General features: G+C 75.5%; 18 protein-coding genes. 9 read left to right on the forward strand and 9 right to left on the reverse strand.

Translation table 11 applies throughout. The features are described 5' to 3' along the window. The first annotated feature begins 72 nt into the window (after positions 1 to 72). From ACFVU3_RS17385 to ACFVU3_RS17395, 3 genes are read left to right on the forward strand one after another with little or no spacing between them, the layout of a single operon-like run. Complete coding sequence (locus tag ACFVU3_RS17385; protein WP_390066988.1) at positions 73 to 837, forward strand: LamB/YcsF family protein; 765 nt, start codon at positions 73 to 75, stop codon at positions 835 to 837. Next, a complete protein-coding gene (locus tag ACFVU3_RS17390; RefSeq protein ID WP_390066990.1) occupies positions 834 to 1478 on the forward strand; it encodes an allophanate hydrolase subunit 1 in 645 nt (214 codons plus the stop codon). Before ACFVU3_RS17385 ends, ACFVU3_RS17390 begins: the two co-directional genes overlap by 4 nt. Beyond that, positions 1475 to 2338 (forward strand): biotin-dependent carboxyltransferase family protein, encoded by an 864-nt coding sequence (locus ACFVU3_RS17395; RefSeq protein ID WP_390066992.1) that lies wholly within the window; start codon positions 1475 to 1477, stop codon positions 2336 to 2338. Before ACFVU3_RS17390 ends, ACFVU3_RS17395 begins: the two co-directional genes overlap by 4 nt. On the opposite strand, the gene ACFVU3_RS17400 is transcribed toward ACFVU3_RS17395, so the two are convergent. From ACFVU3_RS17400 to ACFVU3_RS17425, 6 genes are all read right to left on the reverse strand, one after another. Next, a complete protein-coding gene (locus ACFVU3_RS17400) occupies positions 2325 to 5951 on the reverse strand; it encodes a hydantoinase B/oxoprolinase family protein (protein ID WP_390066994.1) in 3627 nt (1208 codons plus the stop codon). The genes ACFVU3_RS17395 and ACFVU3_RS17400 overlap by 14 nt on opposite strands. Further along, entirely contained in the window at positions 5948 to 6973 is a 1026-nt protein-coding gene (locus ACFVU3_RS17405; protein ID WP_390066996.1) for an SGNH/GDSL hydrolase family protein, read from the reverse strand. The genes ACFVU3_RS17400 and ACFVU3_RS17405 overlap by 4 nt, the downstream gene beginning before the upstream one ends. Continuing rightward, positions 6970 to 8280 carry a glycosyltransferase gene (locus ACFVU3_RS17410; protein ID WP_390066998.1) on the reverse strand — a complete coding sequence of 437 codons (1311 nt, stop codon included), beginning with the start codon at positions 8278 to 8280 and terminating at the stop codon, positions 6970 to 6972. The genes ACFVU3_RS17405 and ACFVU3_RS17410 overlap by 4 nt, the downstream gene beginning before the upstream one ends. Then, positions 8277 to 9398 (reverse strand): glycosyltransferase family 4 protein, encoded by a 1122-nt coding sequence (locus tag ACFVU3_RS17415; protein WP_390066999.1) that lies wholly within the window; start codon positions 9396 to 9398, stop codon positions 8277 to 8279. Before ACFVU3_RS17415 ends, ACFVU3_RS17410 begins: the two co-directional genes overlap by 4 nt. A gap of 436 nt (positions 9399 to 9834) precedes the next feature. Continuing rightward, positions 9835 to 11334 (reverse strand): HEAT repeat domain-containing protein, encoded by a 1500-nt coding sequence (locus ACFVU3_RS17420; RefSeq protein WP_390067001.1) that lies wholly within the window; start codon positions 11332 to 11334, stop codon positions 9835 to 9837. Between the two features lie 277 nt (positions 11335 to 11611). Beyond that, positions 11612 to 12004: an ankyrin repeat domain-containing protein gene (locus tag ACFVU3_RS17425; protein WP_390067003.1), complete on the reverse strand. Its 393-nt coding sequence runs from the start codon at positions 12002 to 12004 to the stop codon at positions 11612 to 11614. A gap of 359 nt (positions 12005 to 12363) precedes the next feature. On the opposite strand from ACFVU3_RS17425, the gene ACFVU3_RS17430 reads away from it, so the two are divergent. Together ACFVU3_RS17430 and ACFVU3_RS17435 are read left to right on the forward strand one after the other, a co-directional pair. Then, positions 12364 to 12558 carry a hypothetical protein gene (locus tag ACFVU3_RS17430; protein ID WP_030493667.1) on the forward strand — a complete coding sequence of 65 codons (195 nt, stop codon included), beginning with the start codon at positions 12364 to 12366 and terminating at the stop codon, positions 12556 to 12558. Positions 12559 to 12595: 37 nt separating this feature from the next. Further along, complete coding sequence (locus tag ACFVU3_RS17435; RefSeq protein ID WP_390067006.1) at positions 12596 to 14197, forward strand: hypothetical protein; 1602 nt, start codon at positions 12596 to 12598, stop codon at positions 14195 to 14197. A 151-nt stretch (positions 14198 to 14348) separates the two neighbouring features. Here ACFVU3_RS17435 and ACFVU3_RS17440 read toward each other — a convergent pair whose 3' ends face one another. After that, positions 14349 to 15848: a PLP-dependent aminotransferase family protein gene (locus ACFVU3_RS17440; protein WP_390067008.1), complete on the reverse strand. Its 1500-nt coding sequence runs from the start codon at positions 15846 to 15848 to the stop codon at positions 14349 to 14351. Between the two features lie 133 nt (positions 15849 to 15981). Here ACFVU3_RS17440 and ACFVU3_RS17445 point away from each other — a divergent pair, with 133 nt between their 5' ends. The 4 genes from ACFVU3_RS17445 to ACFVU3_RS17460 all read left to right on the forward strand — a co-directional run bounded on the left by ACFVU3_RS17445 (position 15982) and on the right by ACFVU3_RS17460 (position 19461). Then, the gene (locus tag ACFVU3_RS17445; protein WP_390067010.1) at positions 15982 to 16650 is read left to right on the forward strand and encodes a YitT family protein; all 669 of its coding nucleotides are present in this window, start codon (positions 15982 to 15984) and stop codon (positions 16648 to 16650) included. Continuing rightward, positions 16647 to 17411, forward strand: coding sequence for a glycerophosphodiester phosphodiesterase (locus tag ACFVU3_RS17450; protein ID WP_390067012.1), 765 nt, complete (start codon positions 16647 to 16649; stop codon positions 17409 to 17411). The genes ACFVU3_RS17445 and ACFVU3_RS17450 overlap by 4 nt, the downstream gene beginning before the upstream one ends. A gap of 49 nt (positions 17412 to 17460) precedes the next feature. Beyond that, entirely contained in the window at positions 17461 to 18831 is a 1371-nt protein-coding gene (locus ACFVU3_RS17455; RefSeq protein ID WP_390067014.1) for an MFS transporter, read from the forward strand. 255 nt (positions 18832 to 19086) lie between these two features. Next, a complete protein-coding gene (locus tag ACFVU3_RS17460; RefSeq protein WP_015032218.1) occupies positions 19087 to 19461 on the forward strand; it encodes an RNA polymerase-binding protein RbpA in 375 nt (124 codons plus the stop codon). Positions 19462 to 19663: 202 nt separating this feature from the next. Here the strand turns inward: ACFVU3_RS17460 and fxsA are convergent, their stop codons facing one another. Continuing rightward, on the reverse strand, positions 19664 to 20260 hold the full coding sequence (fxsA, locus tag ACFVU3_RS17465) for an FxsA family membrane protein (RefSeq protein ID WP_390067016.1): 597 nt from the start codon (positions 20258 to 20260) through the stop codon (positions 19664 to 19666). Between the two features lie 86 nt (positions 20261 to 20346). Beyond that, positions 20347 to 21123, reverse strand: a complete 777-nt coding sequence (locus ACFVU3_RS17470) for a polyprenol monophosphomannose synthase (protein ID WP_390067018.1) — start codon at positions 21121 to 21123, stop codon at positions 20347 to 20349. Positions 21124 to 21481 lie beyond the last annotated feature (358 nt).

A 21481-nucleotide genomic window follows, 5' to 3' on the forward strand; every position in this document is an offset into this window, starting at 1 on the left:
ACCACAGCACCACAGCACCACAGCACCACAGCACCACAGCACCACAGCACCAGCGAAGGGAACAGCACCATCATGAGCGGGGTCTCGATCGACCTGAACGCCGATCTCGGCGAGGGCTTCGGCCGCTGGACGCTGACCGACGACGAGCGGCTGCTCTCCGTCGTCACCAGCGCCAACGTGGCCTGCGGCTTCCACGCGGGGGACGCGGTCACCATGCGGCGGGTGTGCGCGCTCGCCGCCGAGCGGGGGGTACGGATCGGGGCCCAGGTCTCCTACCGGGACCTGGCCGGCTTCGGGCGGCGCGCCATGGACGTGCCCGCCGCGGAGCTGGCCGCCGAGGTGGCGTACCAGATCGGGGCCCTGGAGGTCTTCGCCCGCGCGGCGGGCTCCCGGGTGGCGTACGTGAAGCCGCACGGCGCGCTCTACAACCGGGTGGTGCGGGACGCGGAGCAGGCGGCGGCGGTCGTCGACGGGGTACTGCTGGCGGGCGGCGGGCTGCCGGTGCTCGGGCTGCCGGGTTCCCGGCTGCACGAGGCTGCGGAGCGGGCGGGGCTCCCGGCGGTCGCCGAGGCGTTCGGCGACCGCGCCTACCGGGCCGACGGCTCGCTGCTGCCGCGGGGGCGGGAGGGCGCCGTCGTGCATGACCCGGACACGGTGGTCGAGCGGTCGGTGGCCCTCGTCCGCGCGGGGACGGTGACCGCGCACTGCGGGACGGTCGTGCCCGTGCGGGCGCGATCGCTCTGTCTGCACGGGGACACCCCCGGCGCGGTGGAGCTGGCCCGGCGCGTCCGGGCCGGGCTGGAGTCCGCCGGGGTCGCGGTGGGGGCCTTCGCGTGAGGGTGCTGCGGGTGGGCGAGCGCGCCCTCCTGGTCGAACTGGCCGACGGCGCGGCCGCCGAGGCGTTCCACGCGGAGCTGCTGCGGCGCCGTGCGGCGGGCGCGCTGACCGGCGTACGGGAGATCGTGCCGGCCGCGCGGACGGTGCTGCTCGACGGTGTGGCCGAGCCGGCGCGGCTCGCGGCCGAGCTGCCGGGCTGGGAACTCCGGCCGGGGCACGCGCGCGTGGGCGAGGTCGTGGAGGTCCGGGTCCGGTACGACGGGCCGGATCTGGCCGAGGTGGCCGCCCGGTGGGGGGTGTCGGCCGCCGAGGCGGTACGGATCCACTCCTCGGCCGAGTTCCGGGTGGCGTTCTGCGGCTTCGCTCCCGGCTTCGGCTACCTCACGGGGCTCGGCGCGCGGTACGAGGTGCCGCGCCGGGCGACGCCCCGCACGGCGGTACCGGCCGGAGCGGTGGCGCTTGCCGGGCCGTACACGGGCGTGTACCCGCGCTCCTCGCCGGGCGGCTGGCAGCTGATCGGGACCACGGACGTGGTCCTGTGGGACACCGGGCGCGAGCCGGCGGCGCTCTTCTCCCCCGGCACGCGCGTGCGGTTCACGCCCGCGCCGGACGCCCTCCCGGGGACGGGGGCCGGCCGGTGAACGACCGTGCCGTCGCCGTGGTCCGGGCGGGTGCCCTGACCACCGTGCAGGACCTGGGGCGACCCGGGTACGCGCACCTCGGCGTGCCCCGCTCCGGCGCCCTGGACCCGGCCGCCGCCGGGCTGGCCAACCGGCTGGTCGGCAACGACGAGGGGGCCGCGGTCCTGGAGACGACCGTGACCGGCTGCGCCCTGCGCCCCCGGAGCGCGGTGACCGTGGCGGTGGGCGGCGCGCCCTGTCCGCTGCGGGCCGACGGCCGACCGCTCCCCTGGGGCACGGCGGTGCGGGTCCAGGCCGGGGCGCTCCTGGAGGTCGGTCAGGCCGTGCGCGGGCTGCGCTCGTACGTGGCGATCGGCGGCGGGATCGCCGTCGATCCGGTGCTCGGCAGCCGCTCCACCGACCTGCTGTCCGGGCTGGGCCCGGCGCCGCTGGCGGACGGGACCGTGCTGCCGCTGGGGGCGGCCACGGCCGTACGGGGGTCGGTCGACGCTCCCCCCTGGCCGGGCCCGCCGGACGAACTCGTCCTGCGGGTCCGGCTCGGGCCGCGCGACGACTGGTTCACCGGTGGGGCGCTCACGGCCCTGACCACGCGCGCGTACCTGGTCTCCGCGGCGAGCAACCGGATCGGGCTGCGGCTCGACGGGCCCGCCCTGGAGCGCGCCCGGCCCGGGGAGCTGCCCAGCGAGGGCATGGTCCTGGGGGCGGTGCAGGTGCCCCCGGACGGGAGGCCGGTGGTCTTCCTCGCCGACCATCCGACGACCGGCGGCTATCCGGTGGTGGCGGTGGTGCGGGAGGCCGACCTGGGGGCGGCCGCGCAGGCCGCGCCGGGGACGCCGGTCCGCTTCGTCACGGCGCCCTGACTCCCCCGGGCCCGTGCCCCTCCTGCGGCGGGGTGCCGTAGCCCCCGCCGCCGGGGGTGCGCAGGACGAGCACGTCGCCGGGGCCGACCTCGGTGGTCGCGGCGCCGCCGAGGGTCTCCACGGTGCCGTCGGCGCGTTCGACGAGGTTCTCGCCGAGCGCGCCCGGGGCGCCGCCCGCCATCCCGTACGGGGGGACGCGGCGGTGGCCGGTGAGGAGGGTGACCGTCATCGGCTCCAGGAACCGCAGCCGCCGTTCCACGCCGTCGCCGCCGTGCCAGCGGCCCCGGCCGCCGCTGCCCTCGCGGACGGCGAAGGCGTCGACGCGGACGGGGTGGCGCCACTCCAGGATCTCGGGGTCGGTGAGGCGGGAGTTGGTCATGTGGGTCTGGACGGCGTCGGCGCCGTCGAAGCCGTCGCCCGCGCCGGATCCGCTGGCGACGGTCTCGTAGTACTGGACGCGGTCGTCGCCGAAGGTGAGGTTGTTCATGGTGCCGGAGCCCTCGGCCTGGACGCCGAGGGCCGCGTAGAGGGCTCCGGTGACGGCCTGGGAGGTCTCGACGTTCCCCGCGACGGTGGCGGCCGGCGGTTCGGGGGCGAGCATGGAGCCGGGCGGGACGCGGATCTCCAGGGGCTCCAGGCAGCCGCTGTTGAGCGGGATGTCCTCGTCGACGAGGGTGCGGAAGACGTACAGGACGGCGGCCATGACGACCGCCGTGGGGGCGTTGGCGTTGCCGGGCAGCTGGGGCGAGGTGCCGGTGAAGTCGAGGACGGCGGAGCGCCGTTCGCGGTCGACGCGGACGGCGACCTGGATGACGGCGCCGGTGTCGGTCTCGTACCGGTGGGTGCCGTCGCGGAGGCGCGCGACGATCCGGCGGACGGACTCCTCCGCGTTGGCCCGCACGTGGCTCATGTACGCCTGTACGGCGTCCAGGCCGAACTCGGCCACCGCTCCGCGGAGTTCCTCGATGCCCTTCTCGTTGGCGGCGATCTGGGCGCGCAGGTCGGCGAGGTTGGTGTCGGGGTCGCGGGAGGGGTACGGGGCGCCGGTGAGGAGTGCGCGGGTCTCGGCCTCGCGGAGCCTGCCGTCGCGGACGAGGAGCCAGTTGTCGAAGCGGACGCCCTCCTCGTCGACGGTGCGACTGAAGGCGGGCATGGAGCCGGGGGTGATGCCGCCGATCTCGGCGTGGTGGCCGCGGGAGGCGACGAGGAAGCGGAGCGTGCGCCCCCCGTCGTCGAAGACGGGGGTGACGACGGTGACGTCGGGCAGGTGCGTGCCGCCGTGGTAGGGGTCGTTGACGGCGTAGACGTCACCGGGCCGGAGGTCGCCGGCGCGGCGGCGCAGGACCTCCTTGATGGATTCGCCCATGGAGCCGAGGTGGACGGGGATGTGGGGGGCGTTGGCGACGAGGTTGCCCTCGGCGTCGAAGAGCGCGCAGGAGAAGTCGAGCCGTTCCTTGATGTTGACGGAGTGGGCGGTGTTCTCCAGACGGACGCCCATCTGCTCGGCGATGGCCATGAAGAGGTTGTGGAAGACCTCCAGCAGGACCGGGTCCACGTCGGTGCCGGCGGCGGTGCGGGCGGGGCGCGGGACGGCGCGGGTGAGCAGGAGGTGGCCGGAGGGGCCGGCGGTGGCCCGCCAGCCGGGGTCGACGACGGTGGTGGCGTCGTCCTCGGCGAGGATCGCGGGCCCGTCGACGGTGTCGCCCGGGCGCAGGTCCTCGCGGCGGTGGAGCGGGGTGTCGGAGGCGGTGGCGCCGTCGTGGGTGCGGACGGTGGCGCGGGGGACGAGCGGGCCGGTGCGGGCGCCGGCGGCGAGGTGGAGGGGGCCGTGGGGGCCGGCGGTGCCGACGGCCTCGACGGTGATGGCCTCCACGACGAGCGGCTTGTCCATGGTGAAGGCGTAGCGGGCGCGGTGGTCGGCGGTGAAGGCGGCGGCCATGGCGGCGGCGGGGCCGAGGTCGACGGGGCGGCTCGCGTCGGTGCCCGCGTAGCGGAGGAGTACGCGCGCGTGGGTGGTGATCGCGGTGTCGGGGAGGCCGTCGGCGCGGAGTTCGGCGCGGGTGCGGTCGGCGAGTTCCGTGGCGACGGCGGTCACGCGCGCGGGGGTGCCGGGTGCGTCGAGCGGGGCCTCGACGGACCGTTCGCGCAGGGCGGTGGCGTCGGCGAGGCCGATGCCGTAGGCGGAGAGGACGCCGGCGAGCGGCGGGACGAGGACGGTGTCGACGCCGAGGGCGTCGGCGACGGCGCAGGCGTGCTGGCCGCCGGCGCCGCCGAAGCAGGTGAGGGCGTAGCGGGTGACGTCGTGGCCGCGCTGGACGGAGATCTTCTTGACGGCGTTGGCCATGTCGAGGACGGCGATGCGCAGGAAGCCGGCCGCGACCTCCTCGGGGGTGCGGCCGCCGCCGACCTCCTCGGCCAGGGCCGTGAACCGCTCGCGGACGACTCCGGCGTCGAGGGGTTCGTCGCCGTGCGGGCCGAAGACGGCGGGGAAGTGGGCGGGCTGGATGCGGCCGAGCATCACCTGGGCGTCGGTGACGGTGAGCGGGCCGCCGCGCCGGTAGCAGGCGGGCCCGGGGACGGCACCCGCCGAGTCGGGTCCGACGCGGTAGCGGCGCCCGTCGTAGTGGAGGACGGAGCCGCCGCCGGCGGCGACGGTGTGGATGCTCATCATGGGTGCCCGCATCCGCACCCCGGCGACCTGTGAACCGAGTTCACGCTCGAAGGTCCCCGCGTAGTGGGACACGTCCGTGGACGTGCCGCCCATGTCGAAGCCGATGACCCGGTCGTGTCCGGCCTGGGCGGAGGTGCGGGCCATGCCGACGACGCCGCCCGCGGGCCCGGAGAGGACGGCGTCCTTGCCCCGGAAGTGGGCGGCCTCCCGGAGTCCGCCGTTGGACTGCATGAACATCAGGCGGATCCCGGCGAGTTCGGCGGCGACCTCGTCGACGTAGCGGCGCAGTACCGGCGAGAGGTAGGCGTCGACGACGGTGGTGTCGCCGCGCGGGACGAGCTTGATCAGCGGGCTGACCTCGTGGGAGCAGCTGACCTGGGTGAAACCGGCGGCCCGGGCCGCGGCCGCGATCCGCAGTTCGTGGTCCGGGTGGCGGTAGCCGTGCATGAGGACGACGGCGGCGGAGCGGAGGCCGTCCCGGTGGGCGGCGGCGAGCGCGGCGGCGACGGCGTCCTCGTCGAGGGGCCGGACGACCGTGCCCCGGGCGTCCACCCGCTCGGGGACCTCGGCCACGCGCGCGTACACGGCCTCCGGGAGCACGATGTGCCGGTCGAAGAGGCGCGGCCGGTTCTGGTAGGCGATCCGCAGGGCGTCGCGGAAGCCCTCGGTGATCAGCAGGAGGGTGGGTTCGCCGCGCCGTTCGAGGAGGGCGTTGGTGGCGACGGTGGTGCCCATCTTGACGACGGCGATCCGGTCGGCGGGGACGGGGTCCCCGGGGCCGAGCCCCATCAGCCGCCGGATGCCGGCCACGGCGGCGTCCTGGCGGCGGGCCGGGTCGTGGGAGAGGACCTTGCGGGTCACGAGCCGCCCGTCGGGGCGCCGCCCCACGACGTCGGTGAAGGTGCCGCCCCGGTCGATCCAGAACTCCCAGCGCCCGCTCATCCCCCCATTGTCGCCGCGAGGGCCTCGGAGAGGGCGGTCTCGGCGCGCGCGTCGAGCGGGCCGGTGCCGCCGCCGTCGGCGTGATGGAGGAGTTCCTCCCCGGCGAGCAGCAGGAGCTGCGGCAGCAGGTCGCGGCTGCGGCGCAGCACCCAGCCGGTGCCGGCGGTCGCGAGCCAGAGGGCGGTCTCCGCGCGCGTGGGCGGCGGTTCGGACGCGTCCGGGGACGGCGCGGGCCCCTGGGCGAGCCCGCGCTCGGCGAGGAGCCGGTGGTAGGCCGCGGCGACCGCGCGGTGGCCGCGCTCGCCGGGATGGAGCCGGTCGGCGCTCCACAGCGCCCGGTCGGTGGTCCACGCCGGTTCGGCGAGGTGGAGGTGGACGGCGTCGTGCCGGGCCGACAGGGCGTGGACCACCGCGTTCACGGACCGCCTCCGGCGGGCGAGCGGGCGGGCCAGCGGCCCCGGCAGACCCAGCATCCGTCCCGGGTCGGGCAGGCAGGCGGTCAGGAGTACGGCTCCGGCCGCGTCGAGCGCGGTGAGGGCCCGGTCCAGGCGGCCGGCGAACAGCCCGATGTCGAAGGTGTGCCGCAGGGTGTCGTTGACGCCGACCACGACGGAGGCGAGGTGCGGCTCGAGGGCCACCGCGCGCGGCGTCTGGTCCTCGGCGACGTCGGCGCTGAGCGCGCCGCTGACGGCGAGGTTGACGAACTCCAGGCGCTGCCCGGGCCCGGCGAGCCCGTCGGCGAGGAGCGCGGCCCACCCGCGCCACGCGCCGCCCGCCCGGTCCCCGACCCCCTCGCTGAAGGAGTCCCCGAGCACGACGAACCGCAGCGGCACGGCCTCCGCGCGGGCGGGAACCCCGGGATACGGGCCCGCCTCCCCGCGGGCGTCGGCCTCGGGACGCGGGCCCGCCCCCGCACGCGCGTCGGCCTCGCGCGACGGGCCCGCCTCCCGGCCGGCTCCCTGGACCGGGACGAGACCGCCGCAGCCCGGGGGCGTCCGCCGGTCTCCCCCGGTCAGGGTCATCCGCCGACCTCCTGCGGCCGGGCCGGGTCCCCCACGGCGGCGGTGCCGGAGTCCGCGACGGTCGGAGCGGGAGCCGTGACGGACTCCGGCGGCGCGGTCGCCTCGTGGGCGCGGAGGAAGGCGGCCACCGAGCGGTCCCAGGAGAAGCGTTCGGCACGCGCGCGTGCGGCGGCCCTGCGTGCGGCCTCCGGGAGCGCGAGGAGTCCGCGCGCCGCGTCGGCGAAGGCCGCAGGGGTGTCGGCGGCCGCCGCCCCGGCCGTGCCGACGACCTCGGGGAGCGCCGAGGAGGCGCTGACGACGGCCGGTGTCCCGCAGGCCAGGGCCTCCAGGGCGGAGAGCCCGAAGGTCTCGGCGGGGCCGGGGGCCAGGCAGAGGTCTGCGGCGGCCTGGAGATCGGCGAGGGCCTCCCGGTCGGCGACGTGGCCGAGGAACCGGACGGGCAGGCCCCGCTCCCGGGCCCGCCGCTCCAGGCCGGGCCGCAGCGGACCGTCGCCGGCGACCACCAGCCGGGCCGGCACGCCGGCGTCCCGCAGCCCGGCGAGGGCGTCCAGAGCCGTGCCGGGCCTCTTCTCCACGGAGAGGCGGGAGCAGAGCACCAGCAGGACGCCGGCGCCCTCCGCGTATCCGGCCCGCACCGCGGGGTCGCGCCGGCCGGGCCGGCAGCGCTCCAGGTCGACGCCGAGCGGAGCCCGTACGACGTTGCGGGCGCCGACCCGGAGGAACTCCTCCTCCGCCCAGGCCGTGGTGCACACGATCCGGCCGTAGGCCCAGGCGGTGCGGCGGTTGAGCCGGTCGGCGGCGCGGGCGGCGAGCGGGGCGGGGACGCCCCAGGTGCGCAGGACGCCGTCGGCGGTCTCGTGGGAGACCATCACGGCGGGGACGCGGGCGCGGCGGGCCCACTCCCCCGTCCAGCGCAGGGTGGTGCGGTCGGAGACCTCGATCCGGTCGGGGGCCAGCCGGTCGAGGAGCCCGGCGAGCCGGCGCCGGTCGGCGAGGACCCGGTAGCCGCCGGTGCCGGGGAGTTCGGGGCCGGGCAGGGTGACGACCCGGCCCTGTGCGGCCGGCTCGTCGGTGGCGGTGGCGCCGGGGACGATCAGGACGGGGTCGTGGCCGGCCTCGCGATAGCCGCGGCCGAGCCGGTCGAGCGCGGTGCGCAGGCCGCCCGAGGTGGGGGTGACGAAGTTCGCCAGCCGGACGATGCGCAGGCCCTCGCGGCCGTACGAGGCGCGGTACGCGCGCGTGGAGCCGCCGTTTCCTCGGCCCTGCGGGGTTCCGGCGGGGGTGGCCGGGTGGCTCCGCCCGTTCACGCCGCCACCGCCGTCCGCTCGCGCAGGACTTCCAGGTAGTGGCCGATGAGTTCGTCGCCGAGGGCTTCCCAGGTGCGGCCCTCGACGTCGGCCCGCCCGGCCCTTCCGTAGGCGGCGCGCAGTCCGGGGGCGGCGGCGAGGGCGGTGACGGCCTCGCGGAGGGCGAGGGGGTCCTCCGGCGGGACGAGGAGGCCGGTGCGGCGGTGGGCGACGAGATCGAGCGGTCCGCCGGCGGCCGGGGCGATGACCGGCAGTCCGCTGGCCATCGCCTCCTGGACGGTCTGGCAGAAGGTCTCGTACGGGCCGGTGTGGGCGAAGACGTCGAGCGAGGCGAAGATCCGGGCCAGGTCGTCGCCGGTGCGGCGGCCGAGGAAGTGGGCGCCCGGGAGGCGGTCGCGGAGCGCGGGGCCGCTGGGTCCGTCCCCGACGACCACGAGCCGGACCCCGGGGAGTCCGTCGGTGGCGGCGAGGAGGTCCACGCGCTTCTCCGGGGCGAGGCGGCCGACGTACCCGACGAGCAGCGCGCCGTCGGGGGCGAGGGCGCGGCGCAGGTCCGGGTCCCGGCGGCCGGGGTGGAAGCGGGTGGTGTCGACGCCCCGGCCCCAGAGCCGTACGCGGGCGATGCCGTGGGCCTCCAGGTCGCGGCGGGCGGCCCGGGACGGGGCGAGGGTGCGGTCGGCGGCGCCGTGGACGGCGCGGAGCCGGCGCCAGGCGGTGGCCTCCCCGGTGCCGACGTAGGTGCGGGCGTAGCCGGCGAGGTCGGTCTGGTAGACGGCGACGGTCGGCACCCGGAGGCGGGTGGCGGCGGCCATGGCGCGGACGCCGAGGACGAAGGGCCCGGCCAGGTGGACGAGGTCGGCGCGGTGGGCGGCGATGGCCGCGGCGACGCGGCGGCTGGGGAGGGCGACCCGGACCTGGGCGTAGCCGGGCAGGGGCAGGGAGGGGACGCGGACCACCGGGCACGGCGCGTCGGCGTCGGCGGTGGGGTCGGGGACGGCCGGGGCGATCACGAGGGGCTGGTGGCCCCGGCGGACGAGGTGGCGCGCGGTCTGGAGGGCGCAGTGCGCCACACCGTTGATGTCGGGGGGAAAGGATTCGGTGACGATGACGACACGCATACGGGTGTTCTCGTCGCGCTCGACGTGTCCCCGCCGACGTGGATCTGGACGCCGGGGGAACGTCCCGTGAGCTTTTCCCGCCCCGGCAGCCCGGCGCGGTTCCGGTCCCCGCGCCGACGCCGCGCGCGGGCTCGTGCTCCGTCGGCGCCGGGCCGGGCGCCGGTGAGGGGCCCGGTCCCGGGGCCCAGGCGGTGCCCGCCGTACCCGCCCGGGGCCGGGCCGGTGGAACCCGTACTCGCCTGGAGTCCGGGCCCGGGCGGCTCTCACCCACCCGGGGGAGCCGGCGCGGCCCGTACCCTCCCGGCGTCGAGCCGGTGACGCCGTGTGTGCCCTGGCCGTGCCGGAGGCCGGCCGTCCGGTCCCGGGGCGGGGCCACGATCGGCGGGGGTGCCGCCGCGGGCCGCGCCACCCCGGGCGGAGGCGGTGTGGGGCCGGGTCAGACCTGGAGGTCGGGCCCGATGCGGTTGCGGACCGCCGTCTGGACCTCGACCTCCTCGGCCGGGTCGGCGGCGAGACGGCGCAATCGCTCGGCGACCCGGACGTCGGCCGTCTCGGCGTGCTGGGCCGCGATCTCGCGGGTCGTCTCCTCGCAGTCCCAGAGGCACTCGACGGCGAAGCCGCTCGCGAAGCAGGGGTCGGTGGCCGCGAGGGCGCGGGCCGTGCGGCCGCGCAGCTGGGAGGAGGCCGTCTCCCGGTAGACGTGGCGCAGCACGGGGGCCGCGCAGGCGATGCCGAGGCGTCCGGCGCCGTCGACGAGGGCGCCGAGCGCGGGCGCGTCGGTCCCGGCGGCGCGGATGGCGGTGCGCAGGGCGCCGAGGACGAGCTCCGCGTCCCGGTCCTCGCCGCGCGCGGCGAGGAGTTCGCCGGCGGCCGCGCCGAGGGGGTCGGGGCGCCCGGCCCAGGCACGGGCGCGGGCGACGGCGTCCTCGCCGCACATGCGGAGGTAGGCGGTGACGGCGGCCCGGGCGACGTGCAGGGCGTCGCGGTCGACGGCCCCGGGGACGTCGCCGTACGGGTCGCCCTGTCCGGACGCTTCGGCGGCGGCCGTGCGGTCGAGGGGGTGCACTCCGTCGGCGGCGGCCTCGACGAGATCGAGGACGGCGGGGTCCCGGCCGGCGGCCAGGTGGTGCAGGACGGCGGCACGCGCGCCGGGGGCGCCGGCGCGGCCGGCGGCGAGCAGCTCGGGACGGTCCTCGGGGCCGGCCACGGCGGCCAGGCAGCGGGCGGCGGGTCCGGCGAGGTCGGCGCCGCGCTCGTACCCCTCCTGGGCCCAGTCGAGGACGGCGCGCACGCTCCAGCCGGGGCGCGGGCCGGTGGGACGCATCTGGCGCTGCCAGCGGTCGAAGGAACCGTGTTCCTGGGCGGCGCGGACGCGGGCGCCGACGGCGTCGCGCTGGTCCTCGGCCCACAGGCGCCAGGGGCGGGGCTCGAAGGCGTCGCGGACGGTGCTGGCCAGCTCGGCGTCGCCGGCCGCGTCCTGCGGGAAGCGGGCGAGGACGGGCTCGGCGAGGGAGCGCAGGCCGGCGTCGTCGTCGCGGAGGGCGAGCTCGTCGAGCGCCCAGGCCCAGTTGGCGCCGGTGGCCGCGTAGCGCCGGAGCAGGAGCAGGGCGTCGTGGCGGCCGTAGGAGGCCAGGTGGCCGAGGACGGCGAGGGCTAGCCCGGTGCGGTGCTCCTCGGTGTCGAGGAGGTCCTCGGGCGCGAAGAGGTGCGCCTCGATGGCCTCCAGACCTCCGTGGAGGTCGAGGTAGAGCCGGGCGTAGTAGAGGGAGCGGTTCTCGACCCGCCAGTCGTGGCGGGGGTCGGCGAGCACGCACCGGTCGAGGGCCTCCAGGGCCTCGGCACGGGGGGCGGCGAGGGCGTGCAGGGTGCCGTCGCCGCGGCCCCTCTGCAGCAGACCGAGCAGGGTGCCGCTCGGCGCTATGGCTGGTTCGAACATGGGAAGACGCCTCACATCAAGCTGTCGACACGACGGGGTGGACCGGGGTGGACCGGGTCGGGCGCTGGGCCCGTCCGCGCGGTGGCCGCCCTAGTAGGCCGCGGGACAACATGTCGGGCCGTCCGTCGTACGACGTCGCTTGTGCGCGCTGCTCATCTTCCTCTGCCTCTCGTCCGTGGCCCGGTCGGACGGCCGGGCTTGTCGTCATGATGACCGACCGTTTCCACCGCCGCGACCACATTTACGACACCGCTCCCACCTGGGGTTCAGCCCTCGTTCACCGGGTGGCGAAGAGCTCCAGGAGTTCGGCCTTGCCGAACATGCGGGCGGTGTCCACGGCGGACGGAGTGCCGGACTCCGGATTCGCGCCGCCGGCCAGGAGGGCACGGACGACCGCGCCCTCGCCCTTGAAGACGGCGCCGGCGAGCGGGGTCTGGCCGCGGTCGTTGGCGCGGTCGGCGTCGGCGCCGCGCTCCAGGAGGGCGGTGACCGCCGCGGCGTGGCCGTGGTAGGCGGCGAGCATGAGGAGGGAGTCGCCCCGGTCGTTGGTGAGGTTCACGGGGACGCCCGCGTCGACGTAGGAGGCGAGGGCTCCGGCGTCGCCGGTGCGCGCGAGGTCGAAGACCTTCGACGCCAGCTCGACGACCTCGGGGTCCGGGGTCTCGCTCATCTTCACAACCGCCTTCCGTGCTCCGCCTGCGTCCCGCGCGCGTGTCGCCCGGAACCGCCTGCCCTTGACCCGCGCACGGCAAGCGCGGCCGTACGAGTGAATCGACAGGGTACTGCCCGCGCGGTGACATGGCCGCGTCCGGCCGAGGCAAGGATCACTCCGTCCACCGGCCGTGACCAGCACCCCTCGGTGCCCCCTTACCCCACTTCGGCGGTTTCGCCACCCGGGACGGCGATCACCGTCCGCCGGTCAAGTGAAAACGCCCGCCATTCACCTGAATGCACCTTTAGTCACATAGATACTTGCCGTGAACCTGGAAGGACTCATCGTGACTGTCCCCTCAACCAGGAGAACACCCCATGATCCTGTCCATCTCAGGCGTCGTCCTGCTCGGCATCATCTGCTTCCTGTTCTTCAAGAAGGACGGCCTCAAGGCCTCGCACGCGCTCGTCTGCGCGCTCTTCGGCTTCTACCTGGCGGGCACCGCCATCGCTCCGAGCATCACCGCGGGCGGCCAGAGCCTGGCCGGCCTGCTGGGCGGAATCAAGTTCTGACGCCTCTCACCCCCTTCCACCACTCCAGGAGTACGACGTGGCCCGGCGACCACTCCCCCGCATTCTGAGCAACGGCAGCGTGCAGCTCGCGCGCAGCCGAGAGATCGCGCGGTCGGCCGCCGACAGCGCCACCGACGTGCTCCACCCGCTGATCACGGTCTCCCGTGGTCTGCGGAAGCTGGCCGCGACCGCGCGCGCCAAGTGGGCCGCGACCCCCAAGGAGCGGCGCGGTCCCACGCTGTTCCTGGTCGCGGCCTGCGTCCTGGTCGTCGCCCTCGTGCCGTACGGGCCGCTGCTCGCGCTCGTCGCGCTCATGGGCGCCGCCGCGTGGAAGGGGCGTGAGAAACCGGTCGTGAAGACCGGCCCCGACGAGACGGAGATCGCCCGGCTGAAGGGCCTGTACGAGGCCCTGGTGCCGTACTTCTCCGTCCCCGAGGACCCCGAACCGCTCTTCGCCCACGGCGGCGACTGGAGCCGGGCCTTCGCCGACCCCACCTTCGACGAGAACGGCCGCCCGACCCGGCTGCGGATCTCCTACCCGCCGTACTTCCCGGACGGCGAGGCCGCCTCCCGCGCCCGCATCGAGCAGCTGCTCCACGCCAAGTCCGGCCGCGGCCGCGAGTATCAGTTCGACTGGGACGAGGAGGGCAACCGGCTCGCCATGCACGTGCTGCCCGCCCTCCCGACCACCATCGCCGCCCAGCGGTTCGTCACCGCCCCGGGCGAGACCGTGCTCGGCTTCACCGACGCCGACGCCGTGCAGCGGACCGTCCCGGTCGTCTCGGCGGACGGCTCCGAGGACGCGCCCGCCGTCGTCTGGCGCACCGGCCCCCGTTCCACCGAGCCGCATCTGCTCGCCGTCGGCCAGCCCGGCAGCGGCACCACCACCCTGCTGCGCTCCCTCGCCCTCCAGGCCCTCGAACACGGCGACGTGCTGATCGTGGACGGCGCGGGCGCGGGCGAGTACGCCTGCCTGGTCGGCCGCGACGGCGTCCTCGGCGTGGAGAGCGAGCTGTCCGGCGCCCTGGAGAGCCTGGAACGGGCCTCCCACGAGACCGAGCGGCGGCTGATCTCCGCCAACCGCGCGCGGCAGGCCGGACAGCCGGCCCCGGCGGACACCCGCCGCCCGCTGTGGATCCTCCTCGACCGCCCCGGCGTCCTCGGCCACCTGGCCGCATCGGAGGGCCGCCCCGACCCCCAGGAGCTGCTCCAGGTGCCGCTGCGGCACGGCCGGGCGGCGCAGGTGACGGTGGTGGTGGCGGAGCAGTTCGACACGGCCGACGGGCTGCACGAGGGGGTGCGCGCGCACACCCGCGCCCGCGTGGTGCTCGGTCCGGCCTCCCCCGAGCAGATCGCCGCGGTGCTGGGCGCCGCGCCGCACACCACCCCGACCCCGCAGGTCCCGCCGGGCCGCGGCTACGTCCGCCTCGGCACCGGAGAGGTGCTCCGGCTCCAGGTGCCGGCGACCCCCGACCCGTACGACGACGCCGTCGGCGACACCGACCGGCAGGCCGTCCTCGACCTGCTGCCGGAGCGGCGGGCGGCGGCGACGGTGGCCCTGGAGAAGGTCCCGGAGGCGGCGGCCGAGCCGACCCCCGGCCCCGTCCCCCGCCACGCACCGGTCCCGGCGGAGGGCTGACGGCGCCCGGACGTCCGAACGGCGAAGGCCGGTACCGAGCCTCACGGGTCGGTACCGGCCTTCGCCGTGTCTCCCGCGCGCGGGAGACCCCTGACGTCCCCCGCGCGTGCGGGGGAGTTCAAAGGGCAAGAGCGTCCGGGGCGGCCTGCGGTCAGGCCACGAACGTCCGGGGCGGCTCCACTCCCCCGCCCAGGCCCGACTCCACCAGCCGGGCCGCCGCGGCGAGCCGGCTCGCCGCCTCGTCGGCGACCGGGCCACCGACGGTGAAGGGGAGCCGGATGTACCCCTCGAAGGCGCCGTCGACGCCGAAGCGGGGGCCCGACGGCACCCGGACGCCGACCCGCTCGCCCGCCTCGGCCAGCCGGGAGCCGGAGAGCCCGCCGGTGCGCACCCAGAGCGTCAGTCCGCCCTTGGGCACCTCGAACTCCCACTCCGGCAGCTCCCTGCGGACCGCGGACACGAGCGCGTCGCGGTTCTCCCGGGCCTGTGCCCGGCGCAGACCGACCGCCTCCTCCCACCCGCCGGTGCGCATCAGCCAGTTGACGCCGAGCTGCTCCAGGACGGGGGTGCCCAGGTCGGCGTAGGCACGGGCGGCGACCAGGGAGCGGATGACGTCGGGCGCGGCGCGGACCCAGCCGATGCGCATCCCGGCCCAGAACGCCTTGCTGGCCGAACCGACGGTGAGGACGGTGGAGCCGGCCGGGTCGAAGGCGCAGACCGGGCGGGGCATGTCCACGTCGTCGTCGAGGTGGAGCTCGGCCATGGTCTCGTCGACGACGAGGACCGTGCCGGCCGCGCGGGCCGCCTCCACGAGCCGCCGCCGCTGGTCCTCGTCGGCGAGGGCGCCGGTCGGGTTGTGGAAGTCGGCGACCACGTACGCGAGGCGGGGCGCGGCGTCGCGCAGCACCTGGCGCCAGCGGCCGAGGTCCCAGCTGCCGAGCCCCTCCGACATGGCGACGGGGACCAGCCGGGCGCCCGCCTCCCGCATGAGCTGGAGGATGTTGGCGTACGAGGGGGACTCGACGGCGATCCGCTCGCCGCGCCCGGCGAAGAGATGGCAGATGGCGTCGATGGCGCCCATCGCGCCGGTGGTGACCATGATCTGCTCGGGCATGGTCGGGATGCCGCGGGCGGTGTAGCGCTCGGCCAGCATGGCACGCAGCGCGGGGAGCCCGGCCGGGTAGTCGCCGTGGGTGTGCGCGTACGGCGGCAGCTCCTCCAGGGCCCCCTGGACGCTCCGGGTCAGCCAGGGCTCGGGGGCGGGCAGCGCGGCGCAGCCGAGGTCGATGAGGGAGCCGAGGGTCTCCGGCGGGAGCGGCTCCAGACCGCGCGCGGGCAGCGGATTGCCGGCCGGGACGGCGGTCCAGCTGCCGGCGCCGCGCCGGGACTCCAGGAAGCCCTCGGTGCGCAGCGCCTCGTAGGCGGCGGCCACGGTGGTGCGGCTGACGGTGAGGGCGAGGGCGAGTTCGCGCTCGGCGGGCAGCCGGGCGGCGACCGGCACCCGGCCCTCCAGGACGAGCAGGCGGATGCCGTCGGCGAGGGCGCGGTAGGCGGGCGGCTTCCGGGTGCCGGGGCCCGCGGGACGGGGCTGCTGGGCCTGGAGCTGCCGCGCGAGCTGGGCGGCCCCGACGGCCGAAGTCCACTGAGCCATGGAAATCAGTCCACCTTCCTCGAATTGGCCATGGTTGGCATCCGTTCTCCCGCCACAGAGTGTCATGAGTCGGTCCACCGTCACCACACCGGGCCGCGATCCACTGCCATCACCACCCCAGGGGGGCACGTCCATGTCCATCGCCTCCGGCTCGCGCGGCCGGCATCTGACCCGCCGGCTCGTCCAGCTCTACGCCGGTCTGACCCTGTACGGGATCAGCTCGGCGCTGCTGGTCCGGGCGGGGCTCGGCCTGGAACCGTGGGGCGTGCTCCACCAGGGCCTGGCCGAGCGGACGGGGCTGACGATCGGGGTGGTGTCGATCATCGTCGGCGCCGTCGTGCTGCTGCTGTGGATCCCGATCCGGCAGCGGCCGGGCCTGGGCACGGTGTCGAACGTGTTCATGATCGGCCTGGCGATGGACGGCACGCTGGCGCTGCTCCCGGACGTCCACGGCCTGCCGGTCCGGATCGCCCTGCTGGCGCTGGGCATCGTGCTGAACGGCGTGGCGACCGGCCTGTACATCGCGGCCCGCTTCGGCCCGGGTCCGCGCGACGGCCTGATGACCGGGCTGCACCGGCTGACCGGCCGGTCGATCCGGCTGACCCGCACCCTGATCGAGATCGCGGTCGTCACCACCGGCTTCCTGCTCGGCGGCTCGGTGGGCGTCGGCACGGTCCTCTACGCGCTGTCGATCGGCCCGCTCGCCCAGTTCTTCCTGCGCCTCTTCGCCGTCCCCGAGCCGGACGCCGTCGGCACCGCGGTCGCCGCGGAGTCACCGGAAGGGGCCATACTGCGGCGGTGACTCGCGTACGCCACCCCTACCTCGACCACCCGCTCCCGCTGCCCTTCGCCCACCGCGGCGGCACGGCGGACGGCCTGGAGAACACCGCGGCCGCCTTCCGCCGCGCCGCCGCGGCGGGCTACCGCTATTTCGAGACCGATGTGCACACCACCGCCGACGGCGTGCTCGTCGCCTTCCACGACGCCACCCTGGACCGGGTGACGGACGTCTCGGGCCAGATCCGCGACCTGCCGTGGGCGGCAGTCCGGGAGGCGCGGGTGGCCGGCAAGGAGCCGCTGCCGCTCTTCGAGGACCTGCTCCAGGAGTTCCCCGAGGCCCGCTGGAACGTGGACCTCAAGACCGAGTCGGCGCTCGCCCCGCTGGTGGACCTCATCGCCCGCACCGACGCCTGGGACCGGGTCCTGGTCGGTTCCTTCACCGAGGCCCGAGTGGCCCGGGCCCAGCGCCTCGCGGGCCCGCGGCTGGCCACCTCGTACGGCGTGACCGGCGTCGCGGCCCTGCGGATGCGGTCGTTCGGCATCCCGGCCCCGCTGCGGGCCGGGGCGGTCGCCGCGCAGGTGCCGGAGACGCAGGGCGGCATCCGCGTGGTGGACCGCCGCTTCGTCCGGGAGGCGCACGCGCGCGGGCTCCAGGTCCACGTGTGGACCGTGAACGATCCGGAGCGCATGGACTCTCTCCTCGACCTGGGGGTCGATGGCATCATGACCGATCATCTGGAGACGCTCCGCGAGGTCCTCACCGCCCGTGGGGCATGGACCTGAGGCCGAGCGGGCGTCCCGGGGACGGGGACGAGCGAGGGGGCGTGCGGCCGTGACCGCCGAGACGACCGGTCCTGAGGGACCCATCACCGATCCGGCCGAGCGCAGACGGGAGCAGCGCGGCTGGTACTTCTACGACTTCGCCTGCTCGGTCTACTCGACCAGCGTCGTGACCGTGTTCCTGGGGCCGTACCTGAACTCGCTGGCGAGTGCGGCGGCCGACGGCGGGAAGTACGTCCGCCCCCTCGGCATCCCGGTGCACGTCGACTCGCTCTTCGCCTACGCGGTGTCGGCGTCCCTCGTGGTGGCGATCATCGCGATGCCGCTGGTGAGCGCGGCGGCCGACCGGCAGGGGCGGAAGAAGCCGCTGCTCGCGGCGGCGGCCTACATCGGCGCGGGCGCGACGACCGGCATGTTCTTCCTGAAGGACGACCGCTACCTGCTGGGCGCCTTCCTGCTGATCGTGGCGAACGCGGCGCTGGCCGTGTCGATGATGCTCTACAACTCCTACCTGCCGCAGATCTCCGGGCCGGAGGAGCGGGACGCCGTCTCCTCGCGCGGCTGGGCCTTCGGCTACACCTCGGGCGCGCTGGTCCTGGTGCTCGACCTGGTCCTGTACACGAACCACGCGTCCTTCGGCCTGGAGGAGGGCGAGGCGGTCCGGATCTGCCTGGCGTCCGCGGGGCTCTGGTGGGGCGCCTTCGCCCTGATCCCGCTGCGGAGACTGCGCGACCGGCACATGCCGCCGCCGGCGGCGACGGGGGCCCCGTCGGGGGCGGTGGGAGCCGGCTGGCGCCAGCTGCGGGCGACGCTCGTGGACATGCGCAACCACCCGAAGACGCTCGCCTTCCTCCTCGCCTACCTGGTCTACAACGACGGCGTCCAGACGGTGATCTCGCAGGCGGCCGTCTTCGGCAAGAACGAGCTGGGCCTGGAGCAGACGACGCTCATCACGGCGGTCCTGCTGGTGCAGGTGCTGGCGGTGGCCGGCGCGCTCGCGATGGGCCGAATCGCCCGGACGCACGGGGCCAAGCGGACGATCCTGGGGGCCCTCGTGGTGTGGACCCTCATCCTGATGGCGGGCTACCTCCTGCCCGCCGGGGCTCCGGTCTTCTTCTACTGCCTGGCGGCCGCCATCGGCCTGGTGATGGGCGGAACCCAGGCGCTGTCGCGCTCGCTCTTCTCCCACACGGTGCCGGAGGGCAAGGAGGCGGAGTACTTCTCGGCGTACGAGCTGAGCGACCGGGGCCTGAGCTGGCTGGGCCCACTGGTGTTCGGGCTCGTGAACCAGCTGACCGGAAGCTATCGAGCTGCCATCATCTCTCTGGTGATCTTCTTCGTGGCCGGTTTCGTCCTGCTCGCGCGCGTGCCGGTTCGCGAGGCGGCACGGGAGGCGGGCAATGTCGTACCCGAGCGAATTTAGACGCGGAAGTGAAAGGCCGGTAGTGTACGCGTTTGGCCTGCCAGGCGGACCGTTACTGCGTGCTGCTTTGGTGAAGGCGCCGTGTCACATCTGCCGCCAGATGTGACAAAACGGGCACTGGTGGGTACAACAAGGGGCGGCACGACGGGCGACGCATTACCCGGAACGGGAATCTTTCTCGCCGACCGGACGTTGACCGGATGACGACGACAGCGACACCTGTCCTGTGGGCGACAAGCCCGGGAGGCACGATTCATGAGTGAGCGAGCTCTTCGCGGCACGCGCCTCGTGGTGACCAGCTACGAGACCGACCGCGGCATCGATCTGGCTCCGCGCCAGGCCGTGGAGTACGCATGCGAGAAGGGCCATCGTTTTGAGATGCCCTTCTCGGTGGAGGCGGAAATTCCGCCGGAGTGGGAATGCAAGGTCTGCGGAATCCAGGCTCTCCTGGTGGACGGCGACGGACCCGAGGAGAAGAAGGGCAAGCCTGCGCGTACGCACTGGGACATGCTCATGGAGCGGCGTACCCGCGAGGAGCTGGAGGAGGTCCTCGCCGAGAGGCTGGCCGTCCTGCGTTCCGGCGCCATGAACATCGCGGTGCATCCGCGCGACAGCCGCAAGTCCGCCTGACGGACGGCACGGCAGAGCAACGCCGAGGGGCCCGGTACACGATCCGTGTACCGGGCCCCTCGGCGTCGCGCGTTCCCCGGCCCCTTCGACGACGCACCTCGTCACCCGTTCCGGCCGAGGGGCGCACCCGGCTCGTCGCCCGTTCCGGCCGAGGGGCGCACCCGGGGGCGTACGGGGCCGGAGCCCCGCACGCCACGACGGCTCAGGGGGTCAGGGGCGGACGCCGGTCCTCGGCGGGGCCGTAGGGGCCGCGGGGCGCGCCGTCGCGGATCACCTCGCCCTGGACCACCTTCCCGTCCGGGCGGTGGATACGGGCCTGCTGGAAGGCGTCCTGGAGGCTTCCGGGGGGCGCGGCGGCCATCCGGCGCTCGACGGCCTTCTCCGCGGCGCGCCCGAGGGCCGAGCGGACCGGGGGCACGAGCAGCAGGAGGCCGACGGCGTCGGAGATCAGGCCGGGGATCATCAGGAGCAGGCCGCCCAGCATCAGGAAGCCGTTGCGGTCCTCGGCGCCCTTCCGGTCGGCCTCGCTCGGGACCGTGCCGCTCTGCGCGGCGGCCTGGGCCTGCTGGAAGGTGGAGGAGAGGTTGGCGAAGGCCCGGCGGCCGGCCCGCTTGACGACGGTGGCGCCGAGGACGGCACCGCCGACGAGGAGCAGCAGCACGGTCAGCCCGCCCGTCGCGTTCGCCACGACGGTGAGCAGCCAGATCTCCAGGACCAGCCAGGCCGCGAGGCCGAGCGGGAGGAGGGTGCGCGCGCGGGAGCGCTTGGGGGCGTGAGGGGGCGGTGCGCCGGTCGTCATGCGGTCCAGTGTGCCTGGCGCGCCGCAGGAACGTCGTAAGGAAAGGATCAGCCCGGACCGCGCGGGGGCGGGTCCGGGCCGGGGGGTCAGCCGCGCTTGCGGCCGAGGAGCTTGGTGACCTTCTCGGCACGGGCGGTGAGGCCCCAGCCGGTGACGCGCCAGAGGGCCTCGACGAGGATGTCGCGGCTCATCTTGGAGTCGCCGACCTCGCGCTCGACGAAGGTGATGGGGACCTCCACGACGTGGAAGCCGGCGGCGACGGCGCGGCGGGCGAGGTCGACCTGGAAGCAGTATCCGGCCGAGGCCACGTCCTCCAGGCCCAGGCCCTCCAGCGTCTCCTTGCGGAAGGCGCGGTAGCCGCCGGTGACGTCACGGATCGGGACGTCGAGCATCACGCGGGAGTAGAGGCTGCCGCCGCGGGAGATGAACTCGCGGGACTTCGGCCAGTTCACGATCCGGCCGCCCGGCACCCAGCGGGAGCCCAGGACCAGGTCGGCGCCCTTGAGCGCGGTGAGCAGCCGGGGCAGCTCCTCGGGCTGGTGGGAGCCGTCGGCGTCCATCTCGACGAGGACGTCGAAGCCGTGGTCGATGCCCCAGCGGAAGCCGGCCAGGTAGGCGGCGCCGAGCCCTTCCTTGCCCTTGCGGTGCAGGACGTGGACGTGGTCGTCCTCGGCCGCGATCTCGTCGGCGAACTTGCCCGTGCCGTCGGGGCTGTTGTCGTCGGCGACGAGGATGTGCGCCTCCGGCACGGCCTCCCGTACGCGCGCGACGATCGGCCTGATGTTGTCCGCCTCGTTGTAGGTCGGAATGATCACCAAAGCCTTGCCGAGCGGGCCGTAACGCCTCACGCCACCGTCGTTCACTACTGCCCCTTCGGATACAGACACAGGCCCCCACCTTAGCGAGGTCTCCGGCGTGGTCTGGTCCTGCGGGGTGTGAGAGATGCGACGCGGACACGGGAGGGGTGCGGTGCGGGGCCAGACGTCCTTCGGTCCGACCCGGGACCCGCTGGCTGCGGATCGGCCGAAGGCCGTTGTCTACTGAACGTCCGGGCCCCACCCGGGTCGCACCTTCCGCCGGCGAAACCTTCCCTCGCGGCCGAGGCGCGGGCGGCGGTCGGCGCCGGCGAGGAGGTGTGGTCCGGTCGGACGTCCTGTGGTGGACGCGGAAGAACCTACCGGGCCCTCACGGTCGGCTGTCAACACCCGTTTGACCTGCGGG

Origin of the sequence: Streptomyces sp. NPDC058052 (assembly GCF_042885515.1) — a bacterium.
Lineage (GTDB): Bacteria > Actinomycetota > Actinomycetes > Streptomycetales > Streptomycetaceae > Streptomyces.

Excerpts from the sequence above, each read along its gene's own strand:
- ACFVU3_RS17385 (WP_390066988.1), top strand. The coding sequence starts at position 73 with ATGAGCGGGGTCTCGATCGACCTGAACGCCGATCTCGGCGAGGGCTTC.
- ACFVU3_RS17400 (WP_390066994.1), bottom strand. The coding sequence starts at position 5,951 with ATGAGCGGGCGCTGGGAGTTCTGGATCGACCGGGGCGGCACCTTCACC.
- ACFVU3_RS17405 (WP_390066996.1), bottom strand. The coding sequence starts at position 6,973 with ATGACCCTGACCGGGGGAGACCGGCGGACGCCCCCGGGCTGCGGCGGT.
- ACFVU3_RS17415 (WP_390066999.1), bottom strand. The coding sequence starts at position 9,398 with ATGCGTGTCGTCATCGTCACCGAATCCTTTCCCCCCGACATCAACGGT.
- ACFVU3_RS17420 (WP_390067001.1), bottom strand. The coding sequence starts at position 11,334 with ATGTTCGAACCAGCCATAGCGCCGAGCGGCACCCTGCTCGGTCTGCTG.
- ACFVU3_RS17425 (WP_390067003.1), bottom strand. The coding sequence starts at position 12,004 with ATGAGCGAGACCCCGGACCCCGAGGTCGTCGAGCTGGCGTCGAAGGTC.
- ACFVU3_RS17430 (WP_030493667.1), top strand. The coding sequence starts at position 12,364 with ATGATCCTGTCCATCTCAGGCGTCGTCCTGCTCGGCATCATCTGCTTC.
- ACFVU3_RS17440 (WP_390067008.1), bottom strand. The coding sequence starts at position 15,848 with ATGGCTCAGTGGACTTCGGCCGTCGGGGCCGCCCAGCTCGCGCGGCAG.
- ACFVU3_RS17445 (WP_390067010.1), top strand. The coding sequence starts at position 15,982 with ATGTCCATCGCCTCCGGCTCGCGCGGCCGGCATCTGACCCGCCGGCTC.
- ACFVU3_RS17460 (WP_015032218.1), top strand. The coding sequence starts at position 19,087 with ATGAGTGAGCGAGCTCTTCGCGGCACGCGCCTCGTGGTGACCAGCTAC.
- fxsA (WP_390067016.1), bottom strand. The coding sequence starts at position 20,260 with ATGACGACCGGCGCACCGCCCCCTCACGCCCCCAAGCGCTCCCGCGCG.